The following is a 16106-nucleotide window of genomic DNA, read 5'->3' as shown; positions in this document are numbered from 1 at the left end:
CTTAAGTGAGGTAGGGTGCGCTCAAGTGAGAAGGAGATGGGCCCGTCCCGAGGTAGGATGAGCCCAAATGAGAAGTAAATGGGCCCAACCCAAGGAAAGATGCGCCCAAATGATAAAGAGATGAGCCCGTCCCGAGGAAAGATGCGCCCAAGCGAGAAGAAGATAAGCCCGCCCCAAGGAAAGATGCGCCCAAACGAGAAGTAAATGGGCCCAACCTGAGGAAAGATGCACCCAAATGAAAAGTACATGCCCCCATCCCGCAAGAACATGTGCCCAAAAGTGTGTACATGCGCCCAAACTCCCCCCACCAAATCCGTCTCAAGTCTGAGAACATTTCCTTCCCTAGTTACTAGTTTCTTCTTGTAAAAGCTAGTACAATTTAAGTAGTTATTAATCGAAGAGGGTGTGGTGTTGATGAGTAAGGAGAAGACGGCTGATTCTATTTTAAACCGGATTGTGGATAGTGCGAGAAGTGCCTTTGTGAAAAAAGAAGTGGTGAGGAAGGAAGTTTTGGGTGTCACGAGTTTAAAGGAAATACATATTGCGGCGTCGGATATTGATGTAGAGGTAATGAAGCATCAGGAAGCGAATATAACCATTGTCTTTACTTCATATGAGGATGGGCCTGAAATGTTAGTTGATCATACGGATGATGTGTTGGACATTACATTTATGAAAACGAGTAAGGAACGATTCATCATTGAATTTTCTCCCACGGTAAAAATGCAGCTATTTGTCCCGGATGATATAGCGGAAGGATGGAAAATTAGTACGAGATTAGGTGATGTTACGGTGTCGCAGCTAAGTGCTAAGGCTATTTCGGTTCATACTGCATCAGGTGATGCGAGCCTTTCAGATATTAAGGCGCATCAGATAAAGCTTCATTGTACATCTGGTGATATTCAAGCGAATAAATTACGTGCAGAGGAATGTTATTTGCAGACTAGCTCAGGGGATATTGAAATCGCTAAGCTAGTTGCTGGGTCGACGTATGCAAAGGCTGCTTCAGGGGATCTTACGTTAACGGATATTCGCGGGGAGCATATGGAGATTGCGCTAGCCTCTGGGGATGTGGAGCTAGAGGATGTAATCATGGTTAAAGGAATGATTGACGTTAGATCAGGGGATGTCGAGGCGGATCGTATTCAGGTGGAAAGTTTAACAGTAGATACGAAGTCTGGAGATGTTGAGTTAAACGAGTTCTCTGGAGGATTAAATGGAAAATCCATTTCAGGAGATTTTGACCTTGGAATAGTGGATTATGCTACGGTTCAGTTAGATTCATGGAAGGGCGATATTGCGGTTGAAATTGATCAGGTAATTGGATTAAATGCAGCATATGATATCGCTTATTCCTCTGACATGGAAACTAATCTCCCCTTTGAAAGGGATGGACAATCGAGGCGATTGACTGGTGTGACTGGAGACGGGGAGAATTCCATTCGAATTAAATCGTCGGCTGGTGATATTAAAATATATACGAAAGCACCTGTGAATGTATAAGGCGTTTTTTCATTATCGTGGCGTAATGGGGAAACGTTGATTAGGCGGCTTCCGCACATAATGGTTATGGTAAAAATGCTTGGGGTTTATCCCGAGCATTTTTTTCTTACTAATGGTGTATGCAAGAAGATCTGCTAGGAACATGGGCTTTGCTCTAAAAAGTAATATGCGGATGAAATCAAATACCTTTACAAGGATATTCATTTTGGTTATTTTTGAATTATATAAAAATACAGACTTTTACTTAAGGAGGATGGCAATGGAGGAGCGTGTAATGAGCTTGATTCAAGAGAAAAAGCGGATGGTTGTTCTTGCTATGATGATGGTTTTTATTTTTTATTTCATGCTGCCATTGTCACTTCTTTTCTTCCCAGATGGGATGAACCAAATTAGTGTAATTCCAGGGGTGACCTGGGCTTGGTTATATGGGTTCCTACAAATTCCGATGACTTGGCTGATGGGATGGTTGTATCATTGGAAGTCGAAAAAGTTTGACCAGAGAATAGACGAGCTCATGCAGGAGGAGTTGTCGTGAATTTAACGTATTTCTTATTTTTTATATGTATTATTGTCTGTACGTTGATTATTACCTATTGGGCAGCAAAGCGTAGTAACACGACCAATCGGTTCTATACGGCTGCTGGTAGTTTGACAGGCTTTCAAAATGGTATGGCTATTGCAGGGGATTTTATAAGTGCGGCGTCCTTTCTTGGTATTGTTGGGATGATTGCGATTAGCGGGTTTGATGGCTTTTTATATTCGATTGGCTTTCTTGTATCTTATTTAGTTGTGTTGTTTATAGTAGCGGAGCCAGTGCATCGTCTTGGAAAATATTCGCTTGGGGATGTGATTTGCTCGCGATTTCCGGGGAATCATATGCGGCTGATTATGGCGATTGGTGCGTTCATTATTTCGATTCTTTATATGATTCCACAGCTGGTCGCTTCGGGATTTCTCCTGAGATTATTATTAGATATTGATTACTCGATTTCGGTACTAATTATTGGTGGGTTAATGACTATCTATGTCGTGTTGGGTGGAATGGTAGCAACTTCTTGGGTGCAAATTGTGAAAACAGTGGTGCTCATGTCGGGGACATTTCTGCTTTCTCTAATCGTGTTATCTAATTTCAACTGGGATGTTACTGCTCTTGTTAATCGGGTGAAGGAAGGAACGCCACTTGGGGGAGATTTTTTCTTACCGGGTCATCAATTTGATAATTCGATGGAGTTCTTTTCGCTTCAGCTCGCCTTAGTACTAGGTACGGCAGGGCTTCCGCATATTTTAATTCGACTGTTTACGGTACGAAATACGTTTGAGGTTCGCCGTTCCTTAATTAGCTCGACTTGGATTATTGGACTTTTTTATTTGATGACACTCGTGTTAGGGCTTGGGACGGTTGCGTTACTTGGGTATGAGTCGCTCGTTGCGACAGACCCTACTGGGAATCTCGCGGCGCCACTATTAGCTCGAGAGGTTGGGGGAGACTTCTTACTGGCATTTGTGTCTGCGATTGCCTTTACCACTATTGTTGCAGTAGTGGCAGGGCTGGTTATTTCAGCAACGACAGCTTTTTCTCATGATATTTTCCATCATATTTGGAAGAAGGGAAAATCAACAGAGAAGGAGCAACTAACGGCTGCACGCTGGACGGCTCTTGGGATTGGGTTAATTTCTACGTTATTTGCATTGCAGCTTGAGGCGATTAATGTGACATTTCTTGTTTCGCTAACTTTTGTCGTGGCAGCAGCTAGTAACTTTCCGGTTTTGCTTTTAACGATTTATTGGAAGCGCTTCACTAAATGCGGTGCAATTACAGGAATGATAAGTGGACTAGTGGTGGCAGTGTTATTCGTGCTACTAGGGCCACATATTATGAATCTGGATGGTGGATGGATTGAGAGGGAAGCGGTCATACCGCTTTATAATCCAGGAATCATTGCGATTCCTATAGGCTTTATCGGTGCGTTTGTGGGAACGGTCTTTTCACCGAAACAAAAGCAGACAGAGGCCGAATTTAGGCAGTTCGATATACAAGCACAAACTGGTATCTCGCCAAGGAGAGAGGGCTCATGAAGGATTTAACGATCATATTATTTGAGCGATTAGGGATATTGCTTGTGATTGCATTTGTGTTAACTCGTACTCCGGGGTTTAAGTCTTTATTGTACCGAGAGTTTAGTTGGAAAATGGCGGTTGTTCATGCGGTAGTATTTGGTTTGTTTGGCATTGCTAGTACGGTTACTGGGGTTATTATTACAGGGCAAGGTGAGATTACGCATGCTTTTGTAATTTTTCCAGTAGACGATGACAAGCTTATTGTCAGCTTAAGTCTTGTTGCGATTGTGATTGCTGGACTCTTAGGTGGACCGGTTGTTGGGCTTGGGGCTGGACTGATAGCGGGGATTCATTTGATGTGTTTAGGTGGAGTAGGCTGGATTGCGAATGGATTAGTGAACCCGATTACCGGGATTCTTGCCGGAATGACAGCAAGTTTTTTTTCTAATGAGCGGGTTATTTCCCCTTGGAAGGCATTGTTTATTGGGGTATTTCCACCAATTTTGCAGATGCAATTACTTCTTATTATGTATACCAATGGTGATGGAATGGTAGAGGTGGTAGACCAAATTGGCTTGCCACTGGTGTTATCTAATAGTATTGCCATTGCTATTTTTACGACGATGATTCGTGTTGTGATGAAGGAGCAGGAGCATGAGGCTGCGATTGCAACGAAGCAGGCTTTAACGATAGCGGAGGAAGCACTTCCTTATTTGAAGGAGGATTCGCATATGGATGTAGCCAGTGGGCTTGCTACTTTGCTGTATGACCGCTTGGAGCTTGCTGCGGTATCGGTTACCAATAGGCAGGAGGTTCTTGCCCATGTCGGATTGGGAGATAGCCATCATCGGGTAGGAGATGCGATTAATACGCCATTAGAAAAAAAGGTGTTGGAAACAAAGCGAATGCAAGTAGCCTATATGAAGTCAGAGATTCCCTGTGTAGAGGAAAAATGTCCACTTGAAGCGGCGATCATTATCCCGATAATAGAGGCAGATGAGGTAGCGAATCTCATTACCTTTTATTTTCGCAAAGGACAGCAAATTACCCCAGTCGAGCTGATGCTTGCCGAGGGGCTAGGTCAATTTATTTCGAATCAGTTAAATGTTCTAACAACAGAAAAATTAAAAGAACATATTCGTGATGCGGAATTAAGAAATCTACAAGCCCAAATTAACCCACATTTTCTCTTTAACACCTTGCAGTTAATTGCTTCGTTATTTCGAGAGGAACCGAAGACAGCGAGACACCTTACTCTCCAGCTTGCGAGCTATATGCGGTTCAATTTACGGCTTGTATCAAGGTCATTGGTGGAGTTGGAGAAGGAGTGTGAGCATGTGCAAGCCTATGCTTCCATTATCCAAGAGCGATTTAAAAATCGGTTGAAAATATCGATGGATATACCAGCTGATATGACAAATATTTATATTCCACCATCCACCATTCAGCCACTAGTTGAGAATGCCGTACAACATGGACTGAAAAATGTGACAGATGGTGCTACAGTAGAGATTAAAATGAAGAAGACAGATGATTTACTAACCGTTATCGTAAGGGATAATGGGAGTGGAATTCCTAAGCATATTTTACCCCTTATTAGTCATAAACCGTTAATAAACAATCAAAATGGTGGAACTGGCTTGTATAATGTGAATCAGCGTTTAGTTCATTTGCTTGGCGATTCGGCGGGTCTACATGTTCGAAATTTGCCAGGTGGTGGTAGTGAAGTAAGGTTTTCAATTCCGGTTCCAAATCAGATGGAAGAAAAGCAGGTGATGGGATGAATATTCGTACGATGATTGCTGAGGATGAAATGATGGCAAGAAAGGAATTGCTCTATTTATTAAAGGATGAAAAAGATTTTATTCTCACACCACATGCAGAAACCGGTGAACAATTGATCGAGTTATATACCGAGCATAAGCCGGATGTGATATTTCTTGATGTGGAGATGCCGGGGTTTACTGGAGTGGAAGCTGCAAAATATATTTCCGAACAAGCGGGTGATGAGAAACCATTATTTATTTTTACGACTGCTTATGATGAGTATGCATTAGATGCATTTGAAATTGAGGCAGTGGATTATTTATTGAAGCCTTATGATGAAGGGCGGTTTAAGAAGGCAGTGGCACGAATTCGGAAGAGTGTTGCGAAGAAGGTGCAGGACGGAAAGCAGGAGGTGAAGACGACTACTTCTAAATTGCTGGTGGATGATGGGGAAAGGATGGTTGTCTTAGCCCCGGATTCGATTTATTATGCCGTGCCAAACAATCGGCAACTGGAAATCCATACTGAGGATAAGGTGATAATGAGTAGGATGACATTACAGGAGTTAGAGGATAAGCTTTCTGGTCATCAATTTTTCCGTGCACATCGAAGCTACTTAGTGAACTTGAATCATGTGTTAGAGATTACACCATGGTTTAATGGAACGAGTAATTTGACGTTGAGGGATAAGCGTCGGACAGTGATTCCTGTGAGTAGGTCAGCGAGTAAAAGTATATTGAATACATTCCAAGTATGATTTGGTTATTCTGTCACTACTTATTGGAATAGTATCGTACGGTATGTAGAGGAGTTTCACTATTGAGGTAGTGGACTCTTTTTTTATCTATGTTTCTATGCTTGAAAGGGACTTTGGTGGGCAACTCGTTTTCGAACATGTTTTCCTAACCGTTGACCCTAGAATTAACACCATTCATCCTCAAAATCCTACCGTTTGCGCTAACTTTATATTTTGAATGTCCAAAATAATTATAATATTTGGTAAGCGCTTACAATATAAGGGGGATGGATAATGGCTGAACCGAAATTAAATCAACAGAAGAATAGCAACATCGATTTTGAAAAAGTGGAAAGTAGTCCAGAGTTTAAACAGTTTATGCAAAATAAGAAGAGGTTTATTGTCCCGATGACCATTTTCTTCTTAGTGTTTTACTTTTTACTACCGATCTCGACTTCATATGGAACGTTTTTAAATACACCGGCTATTGGTGATATAACATGGGCTTGGGTATTTGCGGTTGCCCAGTTTGTTATGACGTGGGTTATCTGTACACTTTATGTGAAAAGGGCGGCTTCCTTTGACAAGCAGGCAGATGAGATTATCGCTAAACAGATAAAAAAAGGAGGTAATGCCTAATGGATCCAATTGTTATCATTCTATTTCTAGCCATTGTTGCCTTGACTTTATTTATTACGTATTACGCAGCGAGGCGGACAAAATCAGCGGGTGATTTTTATACTGCTGGTGGTGGGTTGACTGGCTGGCAAAATGGTCTTGCCATTGCTGGGGATTATTTATCGGCAGCATCCTTCTTGGGAATTGCAGGTGCTATTGCCCTACAAGGATTTGACGGATTTTTCTATAGTATTGGATTTTTAATTGCTTATTTAGTGGTGTTGTTATTAGTTGCAGAGCCACTACGGAACCTTGGAAAATATACACTTGCTGATATGATTAACTCCCGCTTCGATGCGAAGAAGGTAAGAGGGGTTGCGGCGCTTAGTACGATAACCATTGTATTGTTTTATATGATTGCACAGCTTGTTGGTGCTGGAGCACTTATCCAACTTTTATTTGATATTCCATATTGGATTGCGGTATTAATTGTCGGGGTTATGATGACAATTTATGTGTTGTTCGGTGGCATGATCGCGACGAGCTGGGTTCAAATTACGAAGGCAGTTCTTTTGATGGCTGGTATTGTCATTGTCTCCTTCATCGTATTATGGAAGTTTAACTTTAACATTGGGGCTATGTTTACCGAGGTGAAATCAGCAACAAGTCATGGGGCAGATTACTTAAATCCTGGGATTAAATATGATGACCCATTAGGGACAATTTCATTGATGCTTGCCTTAGTACTTGGAACGGCAGGTCTACCACATATTCTTATGCGCTTCTTCACGGTAAAGGATGCGAAAACAGCAAGAAGTTCGGTTATTACAGCTACTTGGACGATTGGAATTTTCTATATTTTAACCTTATTCTTAGGTTTCGGGGCTGCAATTTTTGTTGGAGAGAGTAATATTTTAGCTGCAAACCCTGGTGGGAATATGGCTGCACCGCTACTTGCAGAGGCAATTGGTGGGAATATTTTATTCGCCTTCATATGCGCAGTAGCCTTTGCAACGATTCTTGCGGTTGTGGCAGGGCTTGTATTATCCGGGGCATCTGCATTTGCACATGATATTTACGGGCAAATTATTAAAAAAGGGAATATTACTGAACAGCAACAAGTAAAAGCAGCTCGTTATGCAGCATTAGGCGTATCGGTCCTATCAATTCTGTTATCACTTGGTGCACAATATTTAAATGTTGCGTTCTTAGTTTCACTTGCTTTCTGTATCGCAGCAAGTGCTAACTTACCAGTTATTCTATACACCGTGTATTGGAAACGATTTAATACATCTGGTGCTGTCTGGGCGGTTGTTTCCGGACTAGGATCAGCGTTAATTTTAGTATCGATTAGTCCAAGTGTTTTCTCACCAGTGGAAGGTGCTGCATTATTTGTTGGAAACCCAATTTTCCCACTTGATAACCCAGCATTAGTCAGTGTGCCATTAGGGTTCCTAGGTGGTTATCTTGGTACAATGTTCTCGAAGGAATATGATTTGAAGCGCTATGCAGAGGTGAAGGTAAGAGCCAATACTGGATACAGGGAGTAAAGATCAAAATATCAACTGTTTACCTCTATTACCTCAGGCTCAAGAAGTAGCCGCATCTGTTACCTATGAATCCACTGAGGAAGATCGCTACCCCATAAAACAGTACCAACAGCAACATTCGAAAATTATACTCCTGTTAGACCATGATCATCAGCATCTTCGCTATATGATGAAAGTGCTGGTAAACAATGGTTATTCAGTTATTGGATGTACGAATAGTAGTGATGCGTATACGTTCTTCAAGCAGGAAGCGATTGATTTGGCAATCATTGATGGAGTAGCCGAGGACGGAGTAGGTCAAAAATTAACAAAGCAAATTCGAGATGAGTATGCGTTAGCTGAATTACCGATTTTAATGTTATCTGTTACAGGTCAAAATATGCCGTATTATATTCAATTAGGTGCGAATGACGTGATAGCGAAGCCAGTGGAAATGAGGGAATTTATTTCAAGAGTTCAATCGTTATTATTAATTAAAGATTCATTTCGTAAGAGTATCCAAAGTGAATTGAAATATTACAGGGGACAAATAGCTCCACATTTTCTTTATAATACATTGAATACTATAATCGCATTAAGCTATGAAAATCCAGAGAAATCTCGTGAGGCCTTGGAGCATTTATCGATTTATTTTCGCTCGAAATTAGATTCTCAAATCCACCAGGAGCTGATTCCGTTAGCTAATGAAATTGAATTTGTTCAATCGTATGTAGCAATAGAGAAGCTTCGGTTTGGGGACCGACTACAGGTTATCTATGACATAGATGAGGAAATCGATATGGTGATTCCAACGATGACGATTCAGCCATTAGTTGAAAATGCCATTACTCATGGAATTTCCAAACAAAACCAAGGTGGAACCCTAACTTTCACTGTGAAGCGAGAGGATGGAATAGTTCTCATTATAGTCGAAGATGATGGGATCGGCATTCCAGAGGAAAAACAAGCAGAATTGCTTTACGGTAGTAGTAACAGATTAGGCTTTAAAAATCCATATGAAAAAATGAAATTAATTAAAAATACAACCTTTGAGTTAATCAGTAATGAAGGCAAAGGAACGAAAATAATTATTCGAATGAAACCATGATGAGAAGCGGCTACGTTTAGGTTATATGACCTGAACGTAGCCGCTTGTTTGTAATTTAGTCGCGATTTTTTTTGTTCCTAACAGAGGATTCATAATTTGCTGCAACATGTAAAAACTAAACGTGGAGGTGTTCTTATGAGCAAGAAGAAGCTAAGTAGTGGTGGTTTTAGTGATGAGCAGGCAGCAAGAAAGAAGCTATCGAAGCAGTTCGATCATGAGTTTGCTAATGAGCCACTGACACCGAATGAGAAGTATAACAATAAAAAGACTAAAAAGCGTCAATAAAGGAGTAATTACATGCCACGTCGTTATACGGAATCCATACCACATTACGATGGGAAACTAGAAAATTTGCTATACCAATCATATGGTACACAAATTGGGATGACCTCCCAAGTGGGAATGACTACCAATATTAATCGAAATGCCCTCGCTTCCTTCAATCAAATTAAGGATGAGAAAATGAAGCGATTTGAGGAAATGCACCGAGATAAGCGGTTTGAATATTAGTGGGAGTGCTTGGCGTAAAAGTTTTTCTCCATCCTTAGAAAGTAAAGCTTTCTAAGGATGGGGTACTATACACCAGGCACTTTTTTCATATCATTTTCTTTGACTATTATCGGTGAAGTATGGTAAATATCAGATAAGTTATACCAATAAGGAGCACCTTGATTAAATGAAAATTTCAAAAATATTAAATAATAATGTAGTTATAACTGAAAACAGTCAAAAGCAAGAATTAGTCGTGATGGGGAAAGGACTTGCCTTTCAGAAAAAGGTTGGGCAACTAATTGATGAAGCGAAGATTGAAAAGACATTTGTGCTTCAGAATTCTGGTATATCGGAGAAACTTTTACAATTGCTGAAAGATACTTCTGAAAAATATCTAGACATTGCATCTGAAATTCTTGATTTCGCGCAATCGAAACTACCTTACAAGTTAGATGAATATTTATATGTGGCCTTGACGGATCATATTAGTTTTGCGATAAGTAGGCATCGAAATGGCATACAATTAAAGAACTCGTTACTGTATGAAATTAGAAAATATTATAAGGATGAGTTTGATATTGGCTTGAAAGCAGTGGAGTTTATTGAGGAAGAAACAGGAATTCGTTTAGACGAGGATGAGGCAGCATCGATTGCACTACATCTAGTAAATAGCCAAATTTCTGGAGAAAATATGGATTTAGCTATAAAAGTAACCGATATGGTGAACAGTGTGTTGAACATAGTGAAATATCATTTTCAAATGGATTTAGATGAGAATTCAATCAATTATGAGAGATTCATTACACATTTGCGATATTTTTCCATCCGATTTATTCGAAAAGAGAAAATGGAAGATACCGTAGATGAATTTTTACATGAACAAATTAAACAAAAATATGGACAAGCGTTTGAATGTACCAATAAGATAGCCTTATACCTTGAGAAGAAGTATGATTGGGCTTTGTCGAAGGATGAGGAAGTATATTTAACAGTTCATATCCATCGTGTAACACATCGACAAAAAAATAGTTGATTTATGAAAGCGATTAAAAAAGTGTTGACGTAGTAAAATTGTCATGGTATAGTCTATTTGTAAATTAATTTACGTAAAAATTTAATATTCTATTTAGGAATGTTACCTATTTTGGGCATAACCTGATCTGATTTAATTCACACGATATTGCTATACGTGTAATTAAATTAGATCAGGTTTTTTATTTACCTTTAGAAGAACGAACATTCCGAAGTTTAAAAAATATCATAAGGGAAAGAGAAGGTGGCCGATTATGAAGCACGAACAATTGGCAAAAGACATTATTGCTAATGTTGGCGGAAAAGAAAACGTTAACAGTGTAAGTCATTGTGTGACAAGACTTCGATTTAAATTGAAAGATGAATCAAAAGCTAATACAGAAGCATTAAAAAACCATAATGGTGTCGTTACCATTATGAAAAGTGCAGGTCAATATCAGGTGGTTATTGGAAATCACGTACCAGAGGTTTATCAAGCAGTCATTCAAGAAGGTGGTTTTCAAGCTGCAAAGCCAGTAGAAGAAAACGATAATGAGCAAAAGCAAGGAATATTTACACGTTTTATTGATATTGTTTCTAATATTTTTATTCCGATTTTGCCTTTATTAATGGCAACAGGTATTATCAAAGGATTTAACTCCATGTTCCTTGCATTAGGATGGTTAGAAAATACGGATGGAACCTATCTATTATTAAATGCGATAGGAGATGGATTCTTCGTATTCCTACCAATATTCTTAGGCTATACGGCAATGAAGAAATTTGGCGGAACACCATTTTTAGGTATGGCAATTGCAGCAGCACTTGTACATCCTAGTCTTAGTGGAATTAGTGATGGCGAGTCCATCATGACATTATTCAGCGGAACGGTTTTTGAATCAGACATTCAAATTGCATTCCTTGGAATTCCGGTAGTTTTAATGGATTATGCATCTAGTGTTGTACCAATTATTATAGCAACATTCTTTGCAGCAAAAGTAGAAAAGTTCTTTGTAAGAATTGTTCCAAGTGTAATCAAATCTTTCTTTGTACCATTCTTAACTCTATTAGTAATCGTACCATTAACCTTTATTATTATTGGACCAATTGCTACTTGGGCAGCGCAATCAATTGGACAAGGTGTCGTATGGGTTTATGAAGCAGCACCTCTTATAGCGGGATTAGTGGTTGGTGGATTCTGGCAAGTATTAGTTATTTTTGGAATCCATTGGGGAATTATCCCTATTTACTATAATAACTTAGCGGTAATGGGATATGACACATTGATCGCCATGACGTTCGCAGCATCATTTGCACAAATTGGTGCCATTCTCGGGGTTTTAATCTTAACTAAAAACCAAAAATTAAAATCATTAAGTATTCCTGCGTTTGTATCTGGTTTCTTTGGTGTAACAGAACCAGGAATTTACGGTGTAACATTACCGTTGAAAAAACCATTTATCATGAGTTGTATTGCTTCCGGTGTCGGTGGTGCAATTATTGCTGTAACTGGTTCAGCACTATATTCAGCAGGACCTTTAGGTGTATTTAAAATTCCGACGTTTATTGATCCAGTAGAAGGAATTAACTTTGGATTCTGGGGTATGATTATTGCTATCGTTGTTGCATTTGTACTAGCATTCGTTCTAACGCTATTCTTTGGTGGTGTTAACCAAAAACAAGAAGTTACAGCACAGGATACAAATAACGATGATGAGGAAAAAGAAGTAAAAAATGTAAGTCAAGAGAAAATTGTAAGTCCTATTAAAGGAAATGTATTGCCACTTGCCGAAGTTCCGGATGAAGTTTTTGCTTCAAAAGCAATGGGCAATGGTATTGGTATCGAACCTATGGAAGGAAGAGTAGTGTCCCCTGTCAATGGCACTGTTACAACTTTATTTAAAACCAATCATGCCATTGGGATTACTTCTGAAAATGGTGCTGAAATTTTAATCCATGTTGGAATGGATACCGTGCAATTGGAAGGCAAATATTTTACTGCTCATGTTAAGCAAGGTGATCAAGTGAGTGTTGGTGATTTATTGCTAGAATTTGATGTTGAAAAAATAAAAGAGGCAGGATACCCAATCATTACCCCTGTCATTGTAACAAATAGTATTGATTACAATGGGATAGATGTCACTACGGAAAAAACTGTACGTGAAAAAGATGTAATCATTCAAACTATTCGATAAAGGATAAAAAGGAAATATGGTGTTCATTAGAAAGACGCCATATTTCTTTTTCATTAGACTATACATGGGAGGAATAGAAAATGGAAACAAGTAAATCTGTATTTCCAGAGAATTTTTTATGGGGTGGTGCAACTGCAGCAAATCAATTAGAAGGTGGTTTTCAAGAAGGTGGGAAAGGTTTAAATCTTGCTGATGTCTTACCTGGTGGAAAAATCAGAAAGACTTTAAGAACAGACCCAAACTTTGACTACACGATTGATAAGTCAACCTATACCTATCCCAATCATGAAGGTATAGATTTTTATCATCGTTATAAAGAAGATATTGCATTGTTTGCAGAAATGGGATTTAAAACCTATCGAATGAGCATTATGTGGAGTCGAATATTTCCTAATGGAGATGAACTAGAGCCCAATGAAGAAGGTCTAAAGTTCTATGATGATGTATTGGACGAATTGTTAAAATACAATATCGAACCAGTTGTTACACTATCTCATTATGAGATGCCTCTTCATTTAATAAAAGAGTATGGTGGTTGGAGAAGTAGAGAGGTTATAACATTTTTTGAACGGTATGCTAGAACGATTTTTGAACGTTATAAGGACAAGGTAAGGTATTGGTTAACATTCAATGAGATTAATAGTGGTTTACGGATACCGATGTACGGACTAGGATTTAATATTGTCAAAGAAGAAGACAAATATCAACCGACATTCCAAGCTTTCCATCACCAGTTTTTAGCTAGTGCTATTGCAGTAAAACTTGGTCATGAAATCATTCCTAATTCACAAATTGGCTGTATGATTTTATATGCACCAGTTTATGCTTTTGACTGTAAACCCGAAAATGTAATGTTTGCTTTAGAAGAAAAACGTCTGTTTAATTATTTCTGTGGGGATGTACATGTATTTGGGGAATATCCAAGATTTATTAATCGTTATTTCCAAGAACATAATATTAAGCTTGATATTCAAGATGGCGATTTAGAAATATTAAAGCAAGGAAAAGTCGATTTTATCTCGCTAAGCTATTATATGTCACGTACGGAGGAAATTAATAATAAAGGTAAAGGTGAAGGGAACATGATTAGCGGGGTGAAAAATCCATACCTTCAGGCAAGTGATTGGGGATGGGAAATTGACCCTATTGGTCTTCGTATTTCGTTAAATGAATTATACGACCGTTACCGTTTACCACTATTCATTGTGGAAAACGGTCTTGGGGCATATGATGAAGTAGAGGAAGATGGCTCGATTCAGGATGACTATCGGATTAATTACCTAAGAGAACATATTAAAGCGATGGGGGAAGCCATTCAAGACGGAGTGGAAATGATAGGTTATACTTCGTGGGGCTGTATTGATTTAGTCAGTGCTTCAACTGGTGAAATGTCAAAACGCTATGGTTTTATCTATGTGGACAAGCATGACGATGGAAGTGGTACACTAGAACGTAAACGTAAGAAGTCATTTTACTGGTATAAAGATGTTATTGCAACAAATGGAGAAAAACTCTAAAGCATCTCCAATACTATCGTTTTTTAGCTAAACTGCATAAAGGAGGAAAAAAGTATGAAAACAGGGTTTCCAAAAGGATTTCTATGGGGTGGCGCGCTTGCTGCGAATCAAGCAGAAGGTGCATATTTAGAAGATGGAAAAGGATTAACAACAGTAGATTTATTACCAACAGGCGAGAAACGTTTTCCGATAATGAAAGGAAAACTTCCTTCTTATAAGCCATTAGATGAGGAGTTTTATCCATCTCATCATGCTATTGATTTTTATTCTAGATATAAAGAGGATATTGCGTTATTTGCAGAGATGGGATTTAAGACATTGCGTTTATCCATCTCATGGGCTCGAATTTTCCCAAATGGCGATGACGCTGAGCCGAATGAAGCTGGACTACAATTTTATGATGATGTATTTGACGAGTTAAAGAAATACAATATTGAGCCACTAGTAACACTTGCTCACTTTGATGTTCCTGTTAATCTAGTAAAAGAATACGGTAGCTGGAGAAATCGCAAACTGGTAGATTTTTTTGAAACATATGCGAGAACTGTATTTACTCGTTACAAAGATAAAGTGAAATACTGGTTAACCTTTAATGAAATTAATATGCTACTCCATTTACCATTTGTAGGTGCTGGACTAGTATTTGAAGAAGGCGACAATGAGCAACAAATCAAATATCAAGCAGCACATCATCAGCTTGTGGCAAGTGCTCTAGCAGTAAAAGCTGGCCATGAAATTATTCCAGATGCCATGATCGGATGTATGCTAGCTGCTGGGATGACTTATCCATATACTAGTAATCCAGACGATGTGATGGAAGCAATGAATAAGGACCGTGATTCCTTCTTCTTTATAGACGTGCAATCTAGAGGAGAATATCCTGGTTATGCTAAACGTTTCTTCCGTGATAATGGAATTGAACTAGAAATGGAAAAAGACGATGAAAAAATTCTCAAAGAACATACGGTAGATTATATTGGTTTTAGTTATTATTCTAGTCGTACAACATCTACTGATCCAGAAATACAAGCAAACCAAACAAGCGGAAATGTTTTTGGATCTGTAAGAAATCCTTACTTAGAAACTTCAGAATGGGGCTGGACAATTGACCCGAAAGGACTTCGTATTACTGCAAATCAATTATACGATCGCTATCAAAAACCATTATTTGTAGTAGAGAACGGACTAGGTGCAGTAGATGTTCCGAATGAAGATGGGGAAGTTATCGATGACTATCGCATTCAATATTTACAAGCGCATTTAAAAGAGTTGAAAGAAGCGATTCAAGATGGTGTCGATATCCTTGGTTATACGAGCTGGGGACCAATTGACATTGTTAGTGCCTCCACAGGTGAAATGAAAAAACGCTACGGCTATATTTATGTAGACCGTGATAATGATGGGAATGGAACATTAACACGTACCAAGAAGAAAAGCTTTGATTGGTATAAGCAAGTGATCAAGACAAATGGAGAAGAGCTATAATTAGTTCTTGAATGGATAAAAGCTAGGAAAAACATAGGAAAGAAAAGAGATAGTCCAACTGGTGATAATTGCTTTTGACTCGGGAAT

General features: G+C 38.9%; 15 protein-coding genes. All 15 read left to right on the top strand.

What is annotated here, in order from left to right; all coding sequences use genetic code 11:
• Positions 1 to 78: 78 nt before the first annotated feature.
• Entirely contained in the window at positions 79 to 204 is a 126-nt protein-coding gene (locus MKY78_RS03850; protein WP_339216362.1) for a hypothetical protein, read from the top strand.
• 210 nt (positions 205 to 414) lie between these two features.
• Positions 415 to 1503 carry a DUF4097 family beta strand repeat-containing protein gene (locus tag MKY78_RS03845; protein WP_339216360.1) on the top strand — a complete coding sequence of 363 codons (1089 nt, stop codon included), beginning with the start codon at positions 415 to 417 and terminating at the stop codon, positions 1501 to 1503.
• Between the two features lie 259 nt (positions 1504 to 1762).
• The gene (locus tag MKY78_RS03840) at positions 1763 to 2038 is read left to right on the top strand and encodes a DUF485 domain-containing protein (protein WP_339216358.1); all 276 of its coding nucleotides are present in this window, start codon (positions 1763 to 1765) and stop codon (positions 2036 to 2038) included.
• Complete coding sequence (locus MKY78_RS03835; RefSeq protein ID WP_339216356.1) at positions 2035 to 3579, top strand: cation acetate symporter; 1545 nt, start codon at positions 2035 to 2037, stop codon at positions 3577 to 3579. The genes MKY78_RS03840 and MKY78_RS03835 overlap by 4 nt, the downstream gene beginning before the upstream one ends.
• Positions 3576 to 5345, top strand: coding sequence for a LytS/YhcK type 5TM receptor domain-containing protein (locus MKY78_RS03830; RefSeq protein WP_339216354.1), 1770 nt, complete (start codon positions 3576 to 3578; stop codon positions 5343 to 5345). Before MKY78_RS03835 ends, MKY78_RS03830 begins: the two co-directional genes overlap by 4 nt.
• Positions 5342 to 6085, top strand: a complete 744-nt coding sequence (locus MKY78_RS03825; protein ID WP_339216352.1) for a LytTR family DNA-binding domain-containing protein — start codon at positions 5342 to 5344, stop codon at positions 6083 to 6085. The genes MKY78_RS03830 and MKY78_RS03825 overlap by 4 nt, the downstream gene beginning before the upstream one ends.
• 273 nt (positions 6086 to 6358) lie before the next feature.
• Entirely contained in the window at positions 6359 to 6703 is a 345-nt protein-coding gene (locus MKY78_RS03820; protein ID WP_186869120.1) for a DUF485 domain-containing protein, read from the top strand.
• Positions 6703 to 8232, top strand: coding sequence for a sodium/solute symporter (locus MKY78_RS03815; RefSeq protein WP_339216350.1), 1530 nt, complete (start codon positions 6703 to 6705; stop codon positions 8230 to 8232). Before MKY78_RS03820 ends, MKY78_RS03815 begins: the two co-directional genes overlap by 1 nt.
• Complete coding sequence (locus MKY78_RS03810) at positions 8213 to 9319, top strand: histidine kinase (protein ID WP_339217815.1); 1107 nt, start codon at positions 8213 to 8215, stop codon at positions 9317 to 9319. The genes MKY78_RS03815 and MKY78_RS03810 overlap by 20 nt, the downstream gene beginning before the upstream one ends.
• Before the next feature lie 135 nt (positions 9320 to 9454).
• Positions 9455 to 9604 carry a small acid-soluble spore protein O gene (gene sspO / locus MKY78_RS03805; protein ID WP_186869131.1) on the top strand — a complete coding sequence of 50 codons (150 nt, stop codon included), beginning with the start codon at positions 9455 to 9457 and terminating at the stop codon, positions 9602 to 9604.
• Positions 9605 to 9616: 12 nt separating this feature from the next.
• Entirely contained in the window at positions 9617 to 9829 is a 213-nt protein-coding gene (locus MKY78_RS03800) for a hypothetical protein (protein ID WP_186869132.1), read from the top strand.
• Positions 9830 to 9995: 166 nt separating this feature from the next.
• The gene (locus MKY78_RS03795) at positions 9996 to 10844 is read left to right on the top strand and encodes a PRD domain-containing protein (RefSeq protein ID WP_339216347.1); all 849 of its coding nucleotides are present in this window, start codon (positions 9996 to 9998) and stop codon (positions 10842 to 10844) included.
• A 253-nt stretch (positions 10845 to 11097) separates the two neighbouring features.
• Positions 11098 to 13017 (top strand): beta-glucoside-specific PTS transporter subunit IIABC, encoded by a 1920-nt coding sequence (locus MKY78_RS03790; protein WP_339216345.1) that lies wholly within the window; start codon positions 11098 to 11100, stop codon positions 13015 to 13017.
• An 80-nt stretch (positions 13018 to 13097) separates the two neighbouring features.
• Entirely contained in the window at positions 13098 to 14534 is a 1437-nt protein-coding gene (gene ascB, locus MKY78_RS03785) for a 6-phospho-beta-glucosidase (protein WP_339216343.1), read from the top strand.
• Positions 14535 to 14588: 54 nt separating this feature from the next.
• Positions 14589 to 16019, top strand: coding sequence for a 6-phospho-beta-glucosidase (locus MKY78_RS03780; protein WP_339216341.1), 1431 nt, complete (start codon positions 14589 to 14591; stop codon positions 16017 to 16019).
• The last annotated feature ends 87 nt before the right edge of the window (positions 16020 to 16106 follow it).

The sequence above is a fragment of the Ornithinibacillus sp. FSL M8-0202 genome (genome assembly GCF_037975285.1).
Taxonomy (GTDB): Bacteria; Bacillota; Bacilli; order Bacillales; family Amphibacillaceae; genus Ornithinibacillus; species Ornithinibacillus massiliensis.
Note: the sequence above shows the minus strand (reverse complement) of the source record. Positions and strands in the feature narration are given on the sequence as shown.